Below are 22,287 nucleotides of genomic sequence, written 5' to 3' on the forward strand. Positions count from 1 at the left end.
GCTGCCTGGTGGCAGCCATAGGCCCTTCCCCATTACTTAAGATTCTTCATCATTTTCATCCCGATTCGGATGAATGTATCCAGTTCTTCCTTTGGAATATCCCGTGTTATGAACTGTTCCATTTCCAGGATATCCTTAAGCACCCGTCCTTCCAGCTCCCATCCTTTTTTAGTGGGAATGATTTTTTTACACCTGGCGTCATAGGACGCCTCCTCCCTGTAAATCAGGCCCTTTCGCTCCATCAGCTTCAGAATCTCCGTGGCCGTGGGGCGGCGCAGGTTAAATTCCTCCTCTATATCCTTCTGAAACAGGTCCTGCTCCCTGCAGCGGCCGAGAATAAAGTGCAGAATTCCGTTCTGGGCAGGTGTCAGCCCTCCCACACCCTCAGCGCTGTCAATCTTGCGCCGGATCAGGTTGGAAAGGGTGGCGATAAGGCGGACGGTAGGATTAACAGCCATGGAATTTACTCCTTTTATTATATGCAGAAAAACAGTTTCTGTTAGTCACCTAACAATTCTAAGGCAACCTATCCGGTCTGTCAACCAAATTCACACAATTGTAACGGCTCCGGCGCCAGGCAGGACCGGTCCGGTAAGGTTCAGGAGAGTTCCCCCATGATTTGATAAAATCCGCATTTACAACCTGGATTTTCCTGCTATAATTGGTAGGGGTGTCTTATCCCAATTCATACTCTGAGAGGTTATCATGAAACACAATTCACATCAATTTCATTGCGGACTAAAAGACGGCATACCCATCGGTCTGGGATACCTGGCCGTGTCCTTTACATTTGGAATCATGGCAAGGGGAGCCGGCCTCACCACCCTACAGTCCGTTGTCATGTCCTTTACAAACCTGACCAGCGCGGGACAGTTTGCAGCACTGGGAATCATACAGGCCGGGGCCCCCTTTATGGAAATGGCAGTGGCCCAGCTCATCATCAACCTGCGCTACTGTCTTATGTCCTGTTCCCTGTCCCAGAAGCTGGGCGCAGACATGCCCTTCTTCCACCGTTTCTTTATGTCCTATGGAGTTACAGACGAGATATTCGGCGTTTCCGTATGCCGGCCCGGCTTCTTAAGTCCCTTTTACAGCTATGGGCTCATCTGTGTCGCCGTACCCGGCTGGACCCTCGGCACCCTGTTGGGAGCTGTTTCCGGGGAACTGCTTCCGGCACGCCTTTTAAGCGCCCTGAACGTGGCACTGTACGGAATGTTCCTGGCCGTGGTGATTCCGCCGGCCAAGACAAGCAGGATTCTCACCGGCGTCATCCTGGCCTCCATGGCCTTAAGCCTTGTGTTTGCCCATGTCCCCCTGCTGGCAGGTCTATCATCCGGCTTTAAAATCATTCTGCTAACCATCCTGATTGCCGGTGCCGCAGCCATTCTGTTCCCTGTAAAGGAGGAAAATGAACATGAATCATAATGTGTACCTGTATATTCTTGTGATGGCAGGCGTGACCTACCTGATCCGTCTTCTTCCGCTGACCTTGATTAAGAAGGAGATAAAGAACGTATATGTCAAGTCTTTTCTCTATTACGTCCCCTACGTCACCCTGTCCGTCATGACCTTTCCTGCCATTCTCCACGCCACAGCCTCTGTGTGGTCCGGCGCAGCAGCCCTGGCAGTGGCTGTTCTTCTGGCCTGGAAGGGAAAGAGCCTGTTCCAGGTGTCCCTGGCCGCATGTGCCATGGTATTTCTGCTGGAACTGTTTCTGTAAATAAAACCATTTCACATCCCAGGACTCCTACAGCGACAATCCGCCTCTTGCCCTTGCCCGCCTGTCCATGATGGAATGGATGACAGGAACCATGAATATGGCCACGATTCCGCCTGCATAACCGTTATTATACAGGTTCATGCCCCCATACACGATTCCCACATTGAGGGCAACGGAGGAATGCAGGTAGCCTGCCACGATTCCGGCCACCACGCCGAATTCCCCTGCCACCGGCGCAAGGGTGGTGGAGAATAAAAGGGCCAGCATGGGGGATGGCTGATAAATGTTCCATGTCTTGGTAAAGCTGGCCAGATATACCCCCATCATCACCGGAGCTATGTTCCTCAGATGTTTTCCCGTGGCCCCAAAGCCCACAATGGTGAAGATTCCGCAGATGGTAGGTCCGTTCAGTTCACCTCCCACTGCCAGCACAAAATAGGTGGCAAACAGTCCATTGACTCCCATGTTGAACACAGTGCTGGCACCGCCTTCATCTCTCAGATAATCTGTTCCGCCGATTCCATAGGATTTGATAATTCTTCTGTAAGATTCCCAGATGCTTCTGCCCCGCACCGCAACCCCGAATACAATCATTCCGCCAAACAGTACGGACAGCACGATTCCAAAGATCTCATTGTTTCCCGTGGACCATATGAGCCTGGATTCTATCTCCACTCCAAGGGATTTTAACACTGACACAATGACCGTCGCTATGATGCCTGCGGCAAACCCCACATTGTACAAAGAATATCCTTTGTGTGCAAAATGCACATGAGTGGAAAGAGGCGGCAGCACAAAGCCTATAATGAGCCCCACGGCCAGGGCTATGGCCATCCGCATCACCACCGGCAGATTGCCCACCTGCATCATCTGGGTGATGATGGGCGAAAGGCTGGTGCCGTAAAAGCCAATATAAATATACCTGCGCATGGACGTCTTGTGGTACCTGGCGTACAGGTACACTCCGGCCAAAATAGCCCAGATGTTAAGCAGGTTTTTGCCAAACAGCGAGAAACCGAACATCAGACAGCTGGAAGTGATGGTGTGGCCGTCCATATCCATACCCATGAAGTAGATGATACCAATACTCATAAGAGTCAGTGCACCGGCGTTGATGAGGGCCGCCCCCACACCGCCCACAACAAAATAATCCGTAATCAGAAAATCCGGCTCTTTTATCAGACGCACGATTCCCGGACCGATTTCCTGGATTGGCTGCAGAAACAGCCCAATGACCATAAAATAAACAGGAAGCAGCGACAGCAGAAAAAACTTCTGCTTCCTGGTCAGGGATTTCAGTTCATGAAAATGTTCCAGATGTTTCATAAATACCTCCCAATCAACATTCTTTTTCTATCATAACTGATAGACCCCCGGTTGGCAAAGACATTTTTTACTTCTATTGGAAAATTTATTATTATGGGTTAGGTTAGGCATATCCCGGCATATTTACTGTTCAGGCACAGAAGGCAGCCGAAACATTCTTCCTTCAACTGCCCCCAAAACAAAAAAAGCGCCCGGTCACCCGGGCATCCCACATCTCATTTTTCCTATTTTCCAAATATCACAAAACGGTTATCCCTTAACATCTTCACAAACTTGGCCAGCCGTTCATACAGCGGCTCGGCCTGGTCTCCGAATTCTTCCCTGACCAGCGCTCCAATGGCAATGATATTTCTGTTTCCATCCATCTGCTTCCAGACAAAGCTTCCGAACCGGTCCAGCTTTACATGGCTCACCCTGGGCGTGACCCACAGCTTCTGGGCCAGCTTATCAAAGATTCCCTTGTGCATCATATCCACGGTCACGATTCCCTGCTGGTCCTCTTTCCATGAGAACTCAGGGTTTCTGACCGGTACCTTTTCCAGATAATTCTGGTCTTTTTTCTTATTGAAGCCCAATGTAATCCTTCCTTCCATCTCCTTCTGTTCATAAACATGCACAGGGCGCCAGGATTCCTGACACCCCATGCACACAGAACCCGCACTGTTATACCAGTATGGTTATTTCCTGTTCTCTTTATGCCAGATGGTAAATTTACACATGGTAAGCATCAGTAACCCAAAGACAATAAGTGATACAATCTTTGCCGCCGGACTTACCAGAAAAGCACCTAAGCCGTTATCCAGGGCAGACAGATTGATAAAATCGCCCAGATACCCGCCCCGCGCGCTTGCAAGGGGGATGATGGCAAATACAGCCAGCAGGATTCCGACCAGACCTTCTCCCGCAATCATGCCCGATGTATAGAGCACGCCCCGGTCAATGGCCTCTTTCTTATCCTCCTCCTTTGCGTATTTACGCTTTTCATACCAGTGGCGGATGAGTCCTCCCACCATGATGGCTGCCGTGGTCCTCAGAGGCAGGTATAAACCTACTGCTACCGGCATTACCGGTATCCCAAGGATCTCAATGACAACGGCAATGGCTGCTCCTGCCAGAATCATGTTCCATGGAAGGTTGCCGTCCATGACGCCCTCTACCACAGTCTTCATAATCATGGCCTGAGGAGCCGGAAGTTCCGCCGAGCCATAGCCCCAGGCCTGGTTCAGAAGGTAAAGTACGCCGCCGATGGCAATGGCAGAAGAAACCACGCCAATCAGCTCTCCCATCTGCTGGTTCCTTGGAGTGGATCCAACCAGATAACCTGTTTTTAAATCCTGGGAGGTATCCCCGGCAATAGCTGCAATAACGCAGATAACACCGCCGATGGAGATAACGCCCATCATGCTCTCATGGGTGGCGCCGGACACGGCTTTAAGCACCAGCGCCGATACCAGAAGTGTGGCAATGGCCATGCCGGATACCGGGTTATTGGAGGATCCGACCAATCCCACCAGACGTGAGGACACGGCCGCAAACAGGAAACCGAACACTGCAATCAGCATGGCGCCCACAAAATTTACAGGAACAGCCGGCACCAGCCATATGATTACCACGGCAATGAGAACACCTATGAGTACCACATTCATAGGAATATCCCTGTCCGTGCGCAGAGTGGAAGCCTGACGTCCGCCCTTTAAGTCCCGCATGGCATCCCTGAAGGTATTTACAATCATGGGAAGAGACTTAATCAGGCTTATGATGCCTGCCGCTGCCACGGCGCCGGCGCCGATGTAACGGATATAAGAGCCCCACATAGCCTGGCTGCTCATCTCGCTGATCAGCACATCAGCCGGTGCAAAGGGCGCTGTGAGTCCGCTTCCGAACAGCTTGATAATGGGCATCAGAATCAGCCATGATATAATGCCTCCCGAAAACATGTAGGAGGAAATCTTTGGACCGCAGATGTAGCCCACTCCCGCAAGGGCAGGAAGCACGGAAATACCCACGCCTCCGCCGTATTTTTGGATATCATAATCCACATCGCTGGGGAACAGCTTCAGGCCGTCAGCCACAAACTTGTACAAAGCGGCAATTCCCATGCCTGCAAATACAACACCTGCCTTGGAACCGCCCTGCTCTCCCGCAATCAGTACCTCGGCACACGCCTGGCCTTCCGGATAGGGAAGCACTCCGTGCTCCTTCACAATCAGCGCCTGGCGCAGAGGAATCATAAACAGCACGCCCAGCACGCCTCCGCACAGCGCAATCAGCGCAATCTCAACCAGGGAAGGCGCGCCCTCTCCCCACTCACTCATCCACATAAACAGGGCAGGCAGGGTAAAGATGGCTCCTGCTGCCACAGATTCACCGGCAGAACCAATGGTCTGCACCATGTTGTTTTCCAGAATGGAATCCCTTCTGAGGATTACCCGGATAACGCCCATGGAGATAACTGCCGCAGGTATGGATGCGGACACGGTCATACCGACGCGAAGGCCCAGATAAGCATTGGCAGCACCAAAGAGAACAGCCAGAAGGATACCCAGGATCACAGAAACCGCGGTTACTTCCGGAACCACCTTGTCCGCCGGTATAAATGGTTTAAAACCATTTTCATCTTTCATGTATCTATCGCTCCTTTCGTATTGACCACATAAAAACCGGATATTTTGGCTCTTACGTGAGATACAAGCCAACCCTGCCGAGACAGGACGGCTTGTATCTTATCCCCGTAATTATAGCATCCTTCAGAAAAAATTTCCACAATTTTTGTGTAAATGGTAAGAATTGCATTAATTTTTTTAATTTTTCCATCATTTTTATTTAATAAAACGGCCACACAACCTTACAAAACAAAGTGTTTTCTCTGTTTTGTGGCCTGTGGCCGGAAAAAATTTCCGAAATCCATTATTTTTCACAATCAAACACAAGTCCCCAGGAAGCCCTTATATCATCCATAAGTCTAAGAATGTCCAGTGTGTCCTCTTTCTTAAGTACATCGCTGGAGGACATACCCAGCCGGACGCACTTGTTTACTTCCCGTATCTGATACTCAAAGCCATTTACCTCAAAAGGAAAATCCATGACATATTCCTCCCCCTTCATGGGACGGATAATCAGCCGTTCTGCCTTCTGGTAATCCGGCAGATAAATGGAGCCCCTGGATCCGAACACGGCTGCTTCCCTTGGCATATCCATGCCGATGGAGGCGGTAGCCGCCGCCCTGAAACCACCCGGATATCGGAGCAGAACCGTGCTGTAATCATCGGTGCCGAATTCATTCAGATGATACTCCGATGTAACATGTTCCGGCTGTTTATCTCCCATAACCATGCGCAGAAATCCCAGGTTATAGATGCCCACATCCAGAAGAGCACCTCCGCCCAGCCCGGAATCAAACTTGCGCGCCTTCCTTGCCCCTTCAGCCACAAAGCCAAAATCACACCTGGCAAATCCCACCTGGCCGATAACTCCCCCGTTTATCAGCTCCTGCATCTTTTTCAGGGCCGGAAGATGGCGGATCCAGAAGGCTTCCATGATGAACAGGCCTCTTTCCTCTGCCGCGGCGAAAAGACGTTCCCCTTCCTTTACATTGGTGGTAAAGGGCTTCTCACATAACACATGCTTTCCCGCTTCAAGACATGCCATACAGTTCTCATAATGCATGTTGTTGGGAGTCGCCACATAGACCGCGTCCACCTCCTCGTCTCTGAGAAGCTCCTCATAAGAACCGTATGTCCTGGGAATTCCGTATTTCTTACCGAAAGCCTCCGCCTTCTCCCGGGAACGGGAACCGCAGGCCGCCAATCGGTCCTCCCCCTTCATACCGTTTACTGTTTCAGCGAACTTTGCCGCTATGGTGCCGGTTGCCAAGATTGCCCAATTCATATAAGATGCCTCCAACTGTTTTATTTACTCAAAATTTTCAATCAAATATACCCGCAGGCGAGTCCGATACAATATTTAACGCTTCATCTTATGCTTTTTCCTGTACATGTAAGTGTCCGCCCTGGCCAGCGTGCTTTCCAGGCTCACATCCTTACCCGGGTCAAAGAAGGCATAACCTGCCGCAATGCCCGCCGGAAATACATTCCCGTCGCTGTAAGCCTTCACAGCCCTCTCCATGGCCAGAATTCCACGGGTCACCTGCTCCTGTCCCAAACCGTCTAACTGGACCACAAACTCATCCCCTCCAATGCGGAACAGGGGCGCCCCCGGAAACGCTTCCCGTATAATGTCAGCGGACCTGCGGATGTATTCGTCCCCCTTGTCATGGCCGAAGCGGTCATTGACCCCCTTGAGGTCATTGAGATCGCACATCAGGAAACCGCTTCCCGGTATCTCCTGCGGATGGCTGTTCTTGTGCTGCAGCATGTGTTCATATGCCAGCCTGTTTCCAACACCCGTAAGTCCGTCCCTGTCACGTTCCACCTTAAGCGCCTTTGTTTCAAGGATTTCATCCGTCACATCCTCCACCACACAGCGGATGGGATGTACTGCTGTTTTGCATGTTATTTTAATCCACCGGGTTCCTTCCGCGGTATCCATCTTTATCACACCGGGACCTCCGTCCCTGTGTGAAGCAAGGCTCTTTAGGAAACGTATGAATTCATCCTTATCCCGGGAAAACAGGTGCTCCTGCTCCTTTGTAAGCCTTAAAAGCCTGGGTATCTGGCTGGTCATAAGCACCTTGGAGGAACGCCCTGATATCTCAAAGGCTCCCACAGGAAGTTCCGACAATTCTATAAGCTTGGCATGCCTGGCAAACCACTGGCTGGTAAACACAGCTATGATAAGACCGGCTGCCAGGGAAAGAACCAGGGAATACTCCAGTATCTGACCGATTCTGCGCGGAAACTGCAAGAGCACCGGCTCCTCCATAAGTCCGATCAGGTACCACTCATCTCCTTCAAACGGGGTATTGTGGTAGTACATCCCCATCTGGTTCACGCAGGCGTTAATCTTCCGGCCGGTCCGGTCCGTGTTCAGCAGGGTATATATGGAATTTTCCTTGTCCTTAAGCTCCATCTCAAACTTGCGGTCCTGCCCGGCCAGCTGTCTCTGGAGGGCGCCGTAAGTAACCGCTGTCTCTTTCTTCTCCCGCTCCGACCGGTATCCGATGACATAACCGTAGGAGTCCCCTGTCTGAAGTTCAGAGGCAGGAAGGAACCGGTACAGATAGCTCACGGATATCTCCACGCCAAAGACAGCCAGCACCCTGCCGTCCTGGCCGAACAGTGGCACGGAATAGGTAATCACATCCTCATCTCCCTCATTTACCTGAAAAGGGGGACTCCAGTATCCCAGCCATTTAGAGCGCCCGTTTTCCGCTGCCGCGCTCCAGGGCTTTTGGAAAAAATCGCGGTTTTCTTCATTGACCTCCAACCGGAAGTTCCAGTTAGCCGTGGTGGAAATTTTCATCTTTTCGGCTACATTCCATGGGCCGATGAGCATATACAGATTTTCATTCTGGCTGCTGTTGCGGTCCGGATTATTATTCCTGAAATACAGGGCGGCCAGGGAACCGTCCGTCTCCCCCTCGTCCGGCAGTATCAGGAACACGCCGGTGGTCTTTGTGTCGTACAGGGCATCCAGGACCTCAGGCGCCAGCGCCTCCAGCATGCGGTCCGGCTGTCCCTGATATTCCAGCCCGTCCGGACTGTCAAAATACCGGCTTATGGTATCCGTATGATGGCTGAAATTAGTCCAGACATTCTTCATCTGGTTCTCCAGATTATTCCTGCGGCCCTTTACCTTTTCCGCAAATATGCGGTACTGGTTGGCCTCTGCCTGTTCCATCACTCCCCCTGCCACCATAAAGGACACCAGAAGCACGCTTTGCAGTACCAATGATACCACAAATGCTATGGTCAGCTTAAATGCTATGGATTTACTTCTGAATTTTCTGTCCATCTGTCTTACCAGCCATTTCTTTTAGGAGTGTTTCATACCAACGGTCAAAATGCTCCTCGTCCAGCAGTTCTCTTTCCACCGACTCCCTGCTCTCACCTTTTTCCATCCTCTGCTTCAGAGTTTCCAAATCCACATTCACACAGTTCTCCAGGGATGAAGAAAATATCTGGTCCATATCATAAGATCCCAGAAAGGTCTCCCGGACATATACATTGTGGTTTTTCAGGGCATTAAGGGAGGTCCGGATGCTCTGCTCCACTGCCTGGACATTGTCCCGGCTTTCCACATGGGACACCAGATCTGATACGGATTCCAGAGCCTTCTCCTGCACAGGCAGATATCCCGTGGCCACTGCAAAGCGTATATTCTGCTCCGGCTGCGTGAACCATTTAAGGAACCGGACCGCGGCCTGCTGGTGGCTCTCATCTGAGGCAAACACCGCCATGTTGGCCCCTCTCTGTCCCATATAAGGCGTACCATCCTGAAAAACAGGATAGGCATAGCTTTGGCAGGAAATGGGATGGGACTGTTTTTCATCCTCAATCACCAACTGCGGAAAGAAGCCTGCACCTGCCGAGGAGCCGATATAGGCCATCAGCCTTCCGCTTTTAATGCCGTCCTGGTTGTAGGTTCTGCTCTCGTACCAGCCCTTTATATGGGGTACATAGTATGCGTCCCATACCCTTCTGGCCGTGTCCCTGGAATAATTGAATTCAGGCCCATCCTGCGTCCAGCGGATACCCTCTCCCAGCTGGGCGGCCGACAGTGCGGCAAAATCATTGAATGCGTTCATACCCAGGAACGGACTGCCCCCGGACCATTCATAATACATGCCCGCCGCCTGAGCCAGACCCTCCCAGGTCTTAAGCATCTCCTTGTCCGCGCCTGTTTCCCCTGCAAATGTCTCCCAATCCGTTTCATTGAGATAGAGAATCTCCGTGGATTTTGCCACCGGAATCATCCGGTGAATGCCGTCTCCTTCCCAGACTCCCTCCTTCAGGAATTCGGACCGGTAAGCGTCCAGTTCTTCCTCGGTAAAATAGTCATCCAGATGAACCAGAGGCACGATCCCGTCCAGCCTGTACGCGCTGTCCGGGTAGGATGAAAATATATCCGGCAGCGGGTCTGAGCCTATAACATGGCTGGCGGATGCGTACAGCACATCATCCAGCTCATTGCTGGAGCCGTATCCCACCGGTTCCACTATAATTCCCTGCTCCATACCCACAGTCTCGTTAAATTCCATCACCAGGTCGTCAAAGGCGCCCTTGGCCACCGCGTTATAGGAATGCCAGAGCACTACCACCACGGGTTTTTCATTTTCTTCCTTTTTTCCATCTCCGGCCATACAGCCGCCAAGCCCCAAAGCAGCGGCCATGACAGCCGCCAGCATAAATACATATAATCTGCGATTCATAATGAATTACCTCCCCGTGCAGTCCCCCCCATGGCAGGCACAGATGCCGCCATTCTCCAAACACGTTACATCTTAAGTATAACACGCGGCACGGCCTGCTGTCTATTCTGGATGTATGATAACAGAACCTGAGCCGCCCCTGGTTCCGGGTATATCGGGATTCCCAGCTCTTTAACCTTTGAATCCAGGGTCTTTACCAGCACAGGACCGGAGGCTGATGTTTTATTTTATTATGGAATTTCTGAATATGCAAGAAAAATATGGCGGGAATATCCGCAGAAAAGATTGGTCTGAGTCAGAAAGAAAATGGAGAAGGCGAGCGGTATGAAACAGAATCCGCCGAAAGAAAAAGACAGGACCCCCATGGCCCTGCCCTGTTCTTTTTATGCCTCTCTGCCTGAATGTGAGTAAAATGTAATCAGATACAGGCCACACAATCCCACCAGCGCATAGATTATCCTGGTTACCCATGAGGCTGTTCCGAAAATCCATGAAACCAGGTTGAAATTAAAGAATCCTACCAGCCCCCAGTTCACTGCCCCAATCAGGGCGATTGTAAGAGCGGTATAATCCAATGCCTTATTACCCATCGCATGCTACCTCCTTGTCATGAGCATTTTGCGCCTGTTTTCCAGGCACTTATGCAGCTTACTATACGCTGGTAGTATGTACCGGTTTGTGGAATTCCATACATTTTTTGCTGTTTTTCATGATTGATGTTTCAATCAGATGACGGCGCTTCTGCCGGTCAGTCCTGCTTGTCCTCCGCGGCAGCCTCTTTCATCTGCCGGATTACCTCTTCCGGAAGTATATCATACAGGCGGTTCCGTTTAAGACCGGGCTGTTCCAGATATTCTTCCCTCAGCATACCGTTAACCCGGTCCAACTCCTCCTTTAGTTCCCTGGCTGAGATAAGACGGCATCCCTGGCCCAGGATGATGACCTGCTCCACTCCGTCGGAGGTGGCCACGGACACATCGAACCTGCGGGCATTTTCATGGGCGAACTTCTCGATATACTGGTCCGCTGTCTCAGCCTCCTTTGTGTAGACCACCTGGATATTGTGGTATTCAGAAACCTCTGTGGCATGTCCCGCCACCCGGTAGGCGTCAAAAACAACCATGAGACAGCACTTGCGTATGGCCTGATAGTTGCAGAGCAGATCCATAAGCCTGCCTCTGGCTCCGTCCATATTGTCCTGTGCCAGCTCCCTCAGCTCCTCCCAGGCAAAAATAATATTATAGCCGTCCACCAGAAGATATTCCTGTCTGGCCTCCTGCTTCTGGTAGGTACGGGTCACCGGGCCGCTGTAGGCTGCAGCACTCCTGCTTCCCCTGCTCTTGCCTGGATATCCTTTGCGCGCTGACTTATCCCGGCTGTTGGCATAAAAGGTGCGCTCCAGTATCGCGTCAATTTCATCCGTACCCAGCCATACCTCTGAGGATTCTTCCTGTCCGGCAGAGGATTGCCCCGGATGCCTGCCGGAAAAAGGATTCCTCTCACCCTCCATCTCCTCCCCATCAGGGGATTCTATTACAAGACCGCTGTCCACATGCATGTATTCCTTCACCTGGTCCCAGCTTACCACAAATCCAGCCCCATGGGCGCAGAACACGGATCCCGTGGGATTTTCCGTATCTCTCTCCGGGTCATAGCCGGTCTGCCCGATAATTTCCCGGCTGTTATGACAGGGCTCGTATCCTTTCAGCGCACATGCCAGCCTTCCCTGTCCCCTGGTATAGGACATAACCTCTGCCTGATACCCCCGCATGGCGGCGACCGGAGCCTGTCCCGTGAGGACGGCCTGTCCCTGCCTGTTTTCCTCGATAACGCAGGTCCCGCACCGCTTTTCAATATCGGTCATGGCGCGCCCAATGGACGCCTCCGGCACTTCCAGGCGGAAGGTATACCACGGTTCCAAAAGAATGCAGGAGGCCTCCATAAGCCCCTGGCGCAGGGCCCGGTAGGTAGCCTGCCTGAAATCTCCGCCCTCCGTGTGCTTGTTATGAGCCCTGCCCGCCACAAGGGTGATCTTCATATCTGTTATGGCTGCCCCGGTCAGAACCCCCCGGTGTACCTTCTCTTCCAGGTGGGTCAGCACCAGGCGCTGCCAGTTCCTGTCCAGGTCATCCTCGCTGCATCTTGTCTCAAACTGGAGTCCGCTTCCCCGCTCTCCCGGTTCCATAAGAAGATGGACCTCCGCATAATGGCGAAGGGGCTCAAAATGACCCACACCCTCCACGGCGCCAGCGATTGTCTCTTTATACACGATGTTTCCTGTGCCAAATTCAACCTGTATGCCGAAACGCTCTTCAATCAGGCTCTTTAACACCTCAATCTGCACTTCTCCCATCAGCTGCATGGATATCTCTTTCAGTTCCTCATTCCATACTACCCGCAGCAGGGGATCTTCCTCCTCCAGCTGGCGGAACTTTGGCAGCATCACAGCCCCGTCGCAGCCCTCCGGCAGTTTTACCTGGTAATTGAGCACCGGCTCCAGCACCGGAACCATGGAATCCTGCCCGGCTCCCAGTCCCTGCCCAGGATAGGTCCTGGTAAGGCCGGAAACAGCGCAGATGGTTCCGGCCTCAGCCTCAGCCACTGTCTCATACCGGTCCCCGGAATATACGCGGATCTGGTTTACCTTTTCCTGCCATGTCTCGGATGGCTTTTCGGTATTTCCGCCGGATATGATTCCCTTTACCTTAAGGCTTCCGCCTGTAATCTTTAAGTGGGTCAGGCGGTTTCCCTGGTCATCCCTGGAAATCTTGTACACCTTTGCCTCGAATTCCTGCGGATATTCCGGCGCCAGGGCCCATTTACGGATTCCACCTAACAGCTCCTCCACCCCGGTAAGTTTAAGGGCAGAGCCAAAAAAACATGGAAAAAGCCGGCGTTCCTTAATCAGACGGCGTATCTCATCATCCTCCACATCCCCTGTCTCCAGATATCGCTCCAGCAGCTTCTCGTCACACATGGCAGCGTGTTCCGTGAATTCTTCTGTCCCCGCACCGGCAAAATCCGCACATCCGTCGTCCAGACGCTTCTGCAGCTCCCTCATTCGCTGTTCCCGGTCCGTACCGGGCTGGTCCATTTTATTGACAAAAAGGAAAACAGGTATCCTGTATTTTGCCAGCAGACGCCATAAGGTTATGGTATGGCTTTGTACTCCGTCCGCGCCGCTTATGACCAGCACCGCATAATCCAGCACCTGGAGCGTTCTCTCCATTTCCGCGGAAAAATCCACATGGCCCGGCGTATCTAACAGCGTCATGGGCATTCCCTCCCACGTCAGAGCTGCCTGCTTTGAGAAAATAGTGATGCCCCTGGCTCTCTCAAGGGCATAGGTATCTAAAAATGCATCCCTGTTGTCCACTCTTCCCATCTTGCGTATGCTTCCTGCCAGATACAGAAGCGCCTCCGATAATGTAGTTTTTCCGGCATCCACATGGGCCAGAATACCAAGTACTATTGATTTCATATCCTGTCTCTCTTCCTGCTGTCTTATGTCTCTTAACATGGCCGTACATCCACCGTATTGTCGTTAAGGGTGGTGGCTGCTCCTATATCGGACAGCCGTTCATGGTGAAGGGCATTGACCAAAAGCCCGTCCTTTGTAAAGCTCCTGTCGTAAACGCCCTCGGCCGCAGCCGTTCCTTCCGCCACCAGTGACGTGATTTTCGCGGTAAACTCCACCTCTGCCAGCTCATTGAAGGCTGTAACGAGACTGCCGTCCGCGATTTTTCTTGCCGCCGCATCTCTTGGATGGAGCATCAGCGCCATAGGGCCCCGGCCTGACTTTAAATCTTCCCTGTCCATAAAGACTGAATTCAGCGTATATGCGCTGGGCACCGCCACCAGCCGCAGGGGGTATGTTCCCCCATGGCATTTAACATACCGGGGCATGGACTCCTCCATGTTTTCATTATAAATCATCATTTTACCGGAAGGCGTCCTGAATCTTCCATGGTCTGCAAAGGCTGTGGATACGGTTCCCCCCTCCCTTAATATACGCCATTCCTCTTCTGAGATACAGGATAGCCCCTCCATGGGATGGGCCAGAAGCTCCTCAAACATCTCTTCCTCTGTCTTCTTAAAATATGCCTCCTCATATCCCATGGCCTGAGCCAGCAGGCAAAAGGTGTTCCAATTGCTCTTACTCTGTCCGGCCGGCTCGATGATTTTCCTGGCTGTCCCAAAGGTACAGTATCCGTACGCTGTATACACATCAGTCTGTTCCACGGAAAAGGCGGCGGGCAGAAGGATGTCCGCATACATGGCCGTATCTGTCATGAACCGCTCATGGACCACCGTAAATAAATCTGGGCGCAATAGTCCCTCCATGATTCCCTTCTGACAGCAGACAGAGGCCACCGGATTGCCTCCGTAGACATAGAAGCTGCGTATTGGCTTCTCTCCCCTGCTCCCTGTAAGGGCGGAGGCAATCTCATTGATGTTCACCCTGCGTCCCGGTTTCTTCCTGAAATCCGGCCTGGTGACCAGCCGGTTGTCCACATAGAGACCAGCCCCCGGATTACAGCCGCACAAGCCGCCTCCGGGACGCCCCCAGGCTCCTGTATAAGCAGACAAAATGGTGATAAGGCGCGTGGTCATTCCACCGTTGCCATAGCGGGAGGGACCGCTTCCCAGAATGATGGCCGGAGCCGCAGCTGAGGCGTATTCCTTTGCCAGGTCCGCAATTACCTCTGCGGGGATGCCTGTCTCCTTTTCTGCCCAGGCAGGGGTGTATGGGGAAAGAGTCTTTCTGAACGCCTCATATCCTTCTGTCTGATGGGCGAGGAAATCCCTGTCCGCCAGGTTTTCTTCCTCCATCACATGCATCATGGCCAATGCCAGGGCGCCGTCCGTGCCCGGACGAATCAGAATGGTCTGGTCGCAGTATACATCCATATCTGCCGCGCAGGATTCTATGAGCACCACCCGTTTTCCTTGACTGCGCGCCCGGATCAGTGCCGGCATGGACTGAAGCCTGGTGGCCTTCATATTGCTTCCCCACACCAGGTAAAAGCTGCTGTCCGAAAGCTCCCTAGGATCCAGACAGCCTGTCTGCCCCATGACCGCCTCATAGCCTGCTCCCTTTGCGGAAGAACACAGTGTCCTGACCATGTCACAGGCACCCATCCGGTTGAAAAAGGCATCCCCGCATTTGCGCTGCAGGACGCTCATGACCCCTGAGTAATACATGGGCAGGATAGCATCAGCCCCGTCTTCTTCCAGAATACAGTTCCACCTGCCTGCAATCTCCTTTACCGCCGCATCCCAGGTTATGGGTTCAAATTTTCCCTCTCCCTTGGCGCCCACCCGCTTCATGGGTGTAAGAATCCGCTCAGATGAATGGATGGACTGCTCATAGCGCTGCATCTTCCTGCATATCAGCCCCTTTGCAGCCGGATGGTCCGGGTCGCCTTTCACACTCAAAATCCGGGTTCCGTCTGTTTCTGCCAAAAGTCCGCAGGATGTGGGACAGTCGTAGGGACAGATTGTTTTTCTTATATATGATGCCATCTTTTGTCACTCCCTCTATTACCGCGCCCGGGGCATCATCCGGCCTGGCAGATTGCGGTCTGGTATGGACCGGCACAATCCGCCGGATCCTGCATGGTCCGGGCCTATTACTGCCTGAATTCCGGGCGCTGTTATCTGATATTAAGTATAGCCAGCAATCGCTTTTCCGTCAAACTAATTTTCCTTCCCCTCCAGGCCTGTGCTGCCTTCGGGACTCACCTGTACCGAACAGTGTTTGACCTGCGGGAATCTTGCTTCGATGGTATCGTGGACTTCCTTTGCAATTGTGAATGCCTGCTCCAGCATAAGGCTTTTGTCTGCTTCAATCTCCAGGTCAACATATATCCTGGAACCGAAAAGCCTTGTTTTCATGGAGCCCACACGTTCCACTCCCCGTGTATCTAACGCCGCCTGCTCTATGGATCTGACGGTCTCCTCGTCACACGCCTTATCCACCATCTTATCCATGGAATCCCTGAACACATCCAGGGCTGCCTTTACTATGAATATACAGATGACGAAGCTGGCCAACGGGTCCATGACCGGCACTCCCATTCTGGCGCCCAGAATACCGATAAAAGCGCCCACTGAGGACAGCGCGTCGCTGCGGTGATGCCATGCGTCCGCCATCAGTGCACCTGATTTTAATTTTCTGGCCGCAGCCCTGGTATACCAGAACATCCATTCCTTAACCACAATGGATATAACCGCGGCCCCTAAAGCCAGCATTCCAGGAACATTCCTGCTCCCTTCCGGTCCCGAACCAATGGTTTCCACCGCGCTCACCCCAATGGCGATTCCTGTGGCAAACAGTACGGCTGACAGTAACAGAGCCGCCACGCATTCCATCCGCTCATGGCCATAGGGATGTTCCTTATCTGACTTTCTGGAAGCCATGGTAATTCCTGCCATGACAATCAGCGTGCTGAACACATCCGAGGCAGAATGGACCCCATCCGATATCATGGCGCCGGAATGGGCCAGGATACCCGCACCTACCTTGAATACGGAGAGTACTACGTTGATGGCAATGCTGACACAGGATACCCGCATGGCCAGCCCCGCACCATGACTTCTTATCTTTTTCCCTGAAACCTTCTGCTCATTACCTTCTCCCATCTGTGATTTCCTCCCATATATATGACAACCACCTAATCTGACATCCTGCCCCCAAAACATAAAAAACGCCTGGGGGCAATGTAAGTAAACCACTGTCCCACAGACGCTTCTGTCTGCTGCCGCCGCCCGCGGCCCGGCTCCCAAGGCAGTAAACGCCTTTGGCCTGCTCAGTTTGTACTGTAGATTAGATATGCAGCGCAAAGAGTGTCTTTCTGCAGACTGATATGAAAGTCTGTTACTGATAGGATATGAGGAACGTTTCTGTTTGGTGCGGTAATGATTGTAAATTTATCCAAATCAGGCCGTGATAAACGGATGAAAAAAACAGCCGTATCCGCAGAAGGGAACATATCAGTGCCCCTGAAGCTCTGCCCATATGGCTGTTTTCCATTATCTAAATTTCCTGCATGAAGTTTTCAAACGTAATTAAAAGCAAAATTTAAAGCAAATGCTTTCTGAGCTCTGCCCCATCCGCAGCGCTCAGGTAAGCCGGTGCAATGTCGAACACGGTCTTGCAGCCGGACTGCCCTTCCCTGCTCAGACGGTATGCGGCCCTGGCATATGCCGCAATAACAGATGCAGTGAATTCCGGGTTGGAGTCCAGCTTCAGGCTGTATTCAATCACATGTCCGTTCTCGTCATTCCATCCCGTGCTGCCGGTGCGGATAACAAAACCGCCATGGGGAATTCCTGCATGATCACGCATCAGTTCTTCCTGGCTGATAAAGTGCACCGTGGTGTCATAATCAGCAAAGTAGTTCGGCATGGTTACGATGGCTTCCTCGATGGCCTTTAAATCAGCTCCCTCCTCTGCCACCACAAAGCACTCCCTGGTGTGTTTATCCCTGGTGGTAAGCTTTGGCGCTTTTTTGCTTCTCACTGCCGTAAGAGCTGCCTCCACCGGAATAGTGTACTGCCTTGCGTCCTTCACGCCTTTGATTCTGCGGATTGCATCGGAATGGCCCTGGCTGACGCCCTTGCCCCAGAAGGTATAATCACTGCCGCCCGGCAGGATGGCATTGGCATAGAGTCTGTTAAGGGAGAACATGCCCGGATCCCAGCCAACGGATATAATTCCCACATGACCGCTTTCCTTTGCAGCCCTATCCACTGCCTCAAAATGCCGGGGGATATTGGCGTGGGTGTCAAAGCTGTCTATTACATTGAAATGCGCTGCCATTTCCGGGGTCTGTCCGGGAAGGTCCGTGGCGCTTCCTCCGCAGAGTATCATCACGTCAATCTGGTCCTTCATGGACAGAACATCCTCTGCCCTGCAAACCTTAGCCCCCTCAGTCAATATGCTGAGGCTGTCAGGATTCCTCCTGGTGAACACTGCTTTCAGCTCCATGTCGGGATTGTGCTTAACGGCACACTCCACACCCCTTCCAAGGTTTCCGTAGCCTAAGATTCCAACTCTGATTGCCATATTTTTATTCTCCTTTGTAACATAATAGTGTGGGTTGTCGGTTTTTGTAAATTATACTACAGCCTTCTTTTCTTGGCAAATCATTTTTTATCACTGCACCTTGACGCAGTGCCAGTTTTTTGTTACTTTCGCTTTCTCCGTCGGAAGCAGACAGCTGTGCCGCCAATCACCGCAGCAGCGAGGACAGCCCCTGCATACCATTTTAAACCGGATTTCCCGGAATCTTCCCCATCCTGCACTTCCTCCTTTGACGGTTCCTGCTCCGTGTCCGTGACTTCATTTTCTCCCTCCGGCAGCCCTGCTGTATCCTCCACTTCATCTGCCGGCTGGATTTGCGGGTCACTGTCCCTGTTCTTTTCACCCCGGCCGCGGACCTGGGAAGGCGTTGCCTCTTTAAGCATTTCCTCTGCAGTCTGTCCGGCGGCTGCTCCCCCGTCTTTATAACCGGGAGCAGAATACGGAGTATAGGATTCCCGCCTGCGGCCTCCCCTGCCTCTCACCGGCGCCTCCGGTGCGTCAGACTCCTCCTGCGTGCCTGGCTGGGCAGAGGAATTTCCTCCTGATGTAACACCTCCCCCATATCCGCCAGAACTGCTGCCGTAGCTGCCTGTGTATCCTCCTGCATAGCTGTAGCTCCCGCCGTATGAAAAGGTGAGTCCCTGGCCAACGGTCTCCGGTATGGCTATCTTTACCTTGTCCGTCTCACAGCTTCCGCCGGGCCACTCGATGCTGGCCTTCACATAAAAGGAGCTGTCCCCTGACTGGAACCTGTATATGAGATAACCATCCTCCACAATGCTTGTATTCAGCGTGTTTCCGGTCTCCTTCAGGAAATTCTCGTACTCCACCGTCTCCTGCCCGCTCTGTGACGACGCTGCAGTCACTTTGTTCTTTTCCTTTTTCCAGGAATGTCCGCTTTCACTGCGCAGTATGTAAAGAGCGTTGATATCGGAAGGCAGGTTCTTAAATTCCAGCCTGGCAGAACCGCTGCCGTCCGCTCCTAGATTCAAAAGGACCGCCTCTGTCAGCTGGGGCTGTGTGCCGCCATATTCCGGGGTCTGGCTCTCACCGGGAGGAACCGGCTCCGGCGGGTCTATGCGCTCATCGCGGATGTCTGTCTTCTTAAGCCCCACAAAGTCCTTGCCTTCTTCCCATACCAGCATCCCCTGATTTCTCAGGATAATGGCCGGTTCATCCGAAGCATCCCTTTGTATCTGTCCCCGTTTCAGTGTCAGGCATCCTTCCCCCTCAACCGATATCAGGCTTTTTGTTCCCGTTATGAGCAGATTTGGATTATCAATGACAACGCCTGTCTGGGTCAGGTTTTTAGGTGCCAGGATTTTTATGGGTCCCTCAGGAATCCTGATTTCAATGGGGCTGGTACTCGTCTGGCCGTCAGGAAGCCCCAGGGTAAGAGGTTTTGTAATTACCAGATTTTTTGGCAGAACTGCTATGCTGTTTCCCCCCATTAAACGCTGGTCGTACCATTGCTTTAACTGGTCTTCACCTGCAATGTCCACCAGTACCTCCCCTGTCCCCGTGGATGTATCCGCCGTAGGGTCATGTACATCGGCAAAGGCTGTGAAAGCAGTGAGTCCTGCCGCCCCCGGCCCCCCGCACACAACCGCTGCCGCACACACCCCGCACAGCAGCCACACCAGGGCAGCCAGCCCTGAGGTCATCCTTCCTTTCTTGTTCCTTCTCCTCTTTCCCCCCGTGTCTCTGTCCATTCGTTTCATCCTTTAAATTCCTTTCACACCGTATCACAAAGGGAGCAGCTCATCCTCCAGCAAAATTCCAATCCTGCCGTTGGAAGACAGTATATCCGACGGTCCGGATACATCCACCGCTCTGCCGGCAAAGGTTGTCACCCTTCCCCCTGCCTCTTCAATCAGCAGCATACCTGCCGCAAAATCCCAGGGATTCAGACAACGCTCGAAATATGCATCCAGCCTTCCGCAGGCAACATAGGCCAGATCCACTGCCGCGGAACCGGTGCGCCTGATATCAGAGCACTTGAGGAATACACGCTTGATATCCTCAAAATTCCTGTCTGCCAGATCATGGTTATAAGGGCTGGTTCCAATGGAAATCAGGCTCTGCCCCAAATCCTTGACAGAGCTGACATGGATGGGGTTCCCGTTGAGAAACGCTCCCTTGCCCCGCTGTGCCAGAAACAGCTCATCCTCATAGGGCTGATATATAATTCCCAGCTCCATCTGTCCCCTGTCACACAGAGCCAGCGAAAGGGCGCTGCACCTGAAATCATGAATCAGGTTGGTAGTCCCGTCCACCGGGTCAAGTATCCATACTGCCCCAGAAAAATCAATGTCCCTGTTATCTTTTTCCTCCCCCATGAACTGTACCTGGGGATACATGTCAAAAAGTCCGCTGCGCATCCGCTCCTGGACCAGGAAATCAACCTGAGTCACAAAATCCGCTGCCCCTTTTACCGTTATCCTGGACGCCCTCTCATGGTCCATAAAAAGGGGCCGCACCGATTTTACCAGCTCTATGACCCTTTCTGCGTTTATCTCCATATGTTTTACCTCCTGCAGCCCCATAATCCGGGACATATTGCATTTAATCGCCTGTCACAGAAGGATTATACCACAGAAACAGCTTTTATGACATATCTTCATAATCCATCAATGGCCAATCCCGCTCAATATAAAACATATCATCCATCAGCAGCCAGTTGGCCCTGAAAAACCGCATCAGCTGCCAATACCCGGCCCCATACAGATTAAATTCCTTGATAAGGTCAAACTTTGCCCTGATGCTCCTTGCATCCTCATACCATACCTCATGCTGGATACCATACTGCCAGTACCGGAAATAAGGAGACATGGCAGTTTCATCAAACCGGATATCCACTCCAAAATCAACTGCCAGCTTCACTGCCTCCAGGGTGCCCAGTGACCTGGCTCTGGTTACTCCCCTTTCAAAAGGAAGGGGCCAGTCATAGCCGTAGTTAGGAATTCCCAGGATGATTTTCTCAGGAGGAATCTCGCTCACCGCATATTCCACAACCTTCCTCACCATATTGATGGGGGCCACGGCCATAGGAGGTCCCTGGCTGTATCCCCACTCGTAGGTCATCAGCATAACATGGTTAGCCGCCTCCCCCAGCAGCCGGTAATCAATGCCCTCATAGAGAAGCCCCCTCTGCTGGGCCGACGTCTTAGGCGCAAGGGCCACCGTAACCGTATAACCGAAAATGTTGAGGACCTGGGTGGCACGGCGCACAAAATCAGCATACTCCACCCGGTCTTCCGCCAGCACATACTCAAAATCAATGTCCAGGCCCTCATATCCCTTTTCCTGCATCGTGCGTCCCAGCTCCCATATAAGGCGCTGCTGGTTTTCCTGGCTTCTCACCAGGGCTGATACCAGATTATTGTTAAAACGCCCGTCCTCTCCCAGGGGTGTCAGGGTAAGCACCGGGCGGACACCCCACTGCAGAGCCCTTTCTATCATCCACGCGTCATCCGCCATGGGAAGAACCAGATTCCCATCCTCAGTAAAACCATAGGAAAATACATTGATGGCGCTCAGATAAGGCAGAGTATCCTCCAGTACCACGCTGTCTATAAAGGGATATGCATAACCGCTGGAAAACAGGGGCCTTCGTCCCTCCCCGATCTCCCCGTCAGAGATATAAAGAGCCTGGCCAACGGCCAGGCGGTATGGATATTCTATCTGATTTGCCCAAACAAGGGTCTCAACGGGAATCCCCTGGGATTCTGCGATGGAGTCAACACTGTCTGCCTGTTTCACTACATATATTTTCATGCATTTCATTCCTCAGCCTGAATTTATACAATATATGCAGCACTG

Annotated in this window: 17 protein-coding genes and 1 riboswitch; of the genes, 2 read left to right on the forward strand and 15 right to left on the reverse strand. The window is 52.3% G+C overall.

Features of this window, described 5'->3' with window-relative positions; genetic code table 11:
• Positions 1-32: 32 nt before the first annotated feature.
• Entirely contained in the window at positions 33-458 is a 426-nt protein-coding gene (locus LI015_RS05460; protein ID WP_227124284.1) for a MarR family winged helix-turn-helix transcriptional regulator, read from the reverse strand.
• 247 nt (positions 459-705) lie between these two features.
• On the opposite strand from LI015_RS05460, the gene LI015_RS05465 reads away from it, so the two are divergent.
• Together LI015_RS05465 and LI015_RS05470 are read left to right on the forward strand one after the other, a co-directional pair.
• Positions 706-1,425 carry an AzlC family ABC transporter permease gene (locus LI015_RS05465; RefSeq protein ID WP_002564805.1) on the forward strand — a complete coding sequence of 240 codons (720 nt, stop codon included), beginning with the start codon at positions 706-708 and terminating at the stop codon, positions 1,423-1,425.
• The gene (locus LI015_RS05470; RefSeq protein WP_002564806.1) at positions 1,415-1,720 is read left to right on the forward strand and encodes an AzlD domain-containing protein; all 306 of its coding nucleotides are present in this window, start codon (positions 1,415-1,417) and stop codon (positions 1,718-1,720) included. Before LI015_RS05465 ends, LI015_RS05470 begins: the two co-directional genes overlap by 11 nt.
• A gap of 27 nt (positions 1,721-1,747) precedes the next feature.
• On the opposite strand, the gene LI015_RS05475 is transcribed toward LI015_RS05470, so the two are convergent.
• The 14 genes from LI015_RS05475 to LI015_RS05540 form a co-directional block, all read right to left on the reverse strand.
• Positions 1,748-3,046 (reverse strand): DUF1576 domain-containing protein, encoded by a 1,299-nt coding sequence (locus tag LI015_RS05475; RefSeq protein ID WP_002564807.1) that lies wholly within the window; start codon positions 3,044-3,046, stop codon positions 1,748-1,750.
• A 224-nt stretch (positions 3,047-3,270) separates the two neighbouring features.
• Positions 3,271-3,690: a PqqD family protein gene (locus LI015_RS05480; protein ID WP_227124285.1), complete on the reverse strand. Its 420-nt coding sequence runs from the start codon at positions 3,688-3,690 to the stop codon at positions 3,271-3,273.
• Between the two features lie 33 nt (positions 3,691-3,723).
• The gene (locus LI015_RS05485; protein ID WP_002564814.1) at positions 3,724-5,670 is read right to left on the reverse strand and encodes an OPT family oligopeptide transporter; all 1,947 of its coding nucleotides are present in this window, start codon (positions 5,668-5,670) and stop codon (positions 3,724-3,726) included.
• A gap of 283 nt (positions 5,671-5,953) precedes the next feature.
• On the reverse strand, positions 5,954-6,934 hold the full coding sequence (locus tag LI015_RS05490) for a Gfo/Idh/MocA family protein (RefSeq protein WP_227124286.1): 981 nt from the start codon (positions 6,932-6,934) through the stop codon (positions 5,954-5,956).
• Between the two features lie 75 nt (positions 6,935-7,009).
• The gene (locus LI015_RS05495) at positions 7,010-8,959 is read right to left on the reverse strand and encodes a sensor domain-containing diguanylate cyclase (RefSeq protein WP_002564816.1); all 1,950 of its coding nucleotides are present in this window, start codon (positions 8,957-8,959) and stop codon (positions 7,010-7,012) included.
• Positions 8,937-10,376 (reverse strand): extracellular solute-binding protein, encoded by a 1,440-nt coding sequence (locus LI015_RS05500; protein WP_002564817.1) that lies wholly within the window; start codon positions 10,374-10,376, stop codon positions 8,937-8,939. The genes LI015_RS05495 and LI015_RS05500 overlap by 23 nt, the downstream gene beginning before the upstream one ends.
• Before the next feature lie 383 nt (positions 10,377-10,759).
• Positions 10,760-10,966, reverse strand: coding sequence for a DUF378 domain-containing protein (locus tag LI015_RS05505; protein ID WP_002564818.1), 207 nt, complete (start codon positions 10,964-10,966; stop codon positions 10,760-10,762).
• A gap of 158 nt (positions 10,967-11,124) precedes the next feature.
• Positions 11,125-13,896, reverse strand: a complete 2,772-nt coding sequence (locus LI015_RS05510) for an NYN domain-containing protein (protein ID WP_195631710.1) — start codon at positions 13,894-13,896, stop codon at positions 11,125-11,127.
• Entirely contained in the window at positions 13,890-15,902 is a 2,013-nt protein-coding gene (locus LI015_RS05515) for a molybdopterin-containing oxidoreductase family protein (protein ID WP_227124287.1), read from the reverse strand. The genes LI015_RS05510 and LI015_RS05515 overlap by 7 nt, the downstream gene beginning before the upstream one ends.
• 174 nt (positions 15,903-16,076) lie before the next feature.
• Positions 16,077-17,021 (reverse strand): cation diffusion facilitator family transporter, encoded by a 945-nt coding sequence (locus LI015_RS05520; protein ID WP_002564821.1) that lies wholly within the window; start codon positions 17,019-17,021, stop codon positions 16,077-16,079.
• 90 nt (positions 17,022-17,111) lie between these two features.
• Positions 17,112-17,202, reverse strand: a riboswitch (NiCo riboswitch).
• A gap of 258 nt (positions 17,203-17,460) precedes the next feature.
• Complete coding sequence (locus LI015_RS05525; protein ID WP_002572579.1) at positions 17,461-18,447, reverse strand: diaminopimelate dehydrogenase; 987 nt, start codon at positions 18,445-18,447, stop codon at positions 17,461-17,463.
• Positions 18,448-18,569: 122 nt separating this feature from the next.
• Positions 18,570-20,177, reverse strand: coding sequence for a hypothetical protein (locus tag LI015_RS05530; protein WP_117626178.1), 1,608 nt, complete (start codon positions 20,175-20,177; stop codon positions 18,570-18,572).
• A gap of 33 nt (positions 20,178-20,210) precedes the next feature.
• Positions 20,211-20,987, reverse strand: coding sequence for an inositol monophosphatase family protein (locus tag LI015_RS05535; protein WP_117626251.1), 777 nt, complete (start codon positions 20,985-20,987; stop codon positions 20,211-20,213).
• A gap of 85 nt (positions 20,988-21,072) precedes the next feature.
• The gene (locus tag LI015_RS05540; protein WP_227124288.1) at positions 21,073-22,242 is read right to left on the reverse strand and encodes a glycosyl hydrolase family 18 protein; all 1,170 of its coding nucleotides are present in this window, start codon (positions 22,240-22,242) and stop codon (positions 21,073-21,075) included.
• Positions 22,243-22,287 lie beyond the last annotated feature (45 nt).

Origin of the sequence: Enterocloster sp. 210928-DFI.2.20, from assembly GCF_020554465.1 — a bacterium.
GTDB lineage: Bacteria > Bacillota > Clostridia > Lachnospirales > Lachnospiraceae > Enterocloster > Enterocloster bolteae.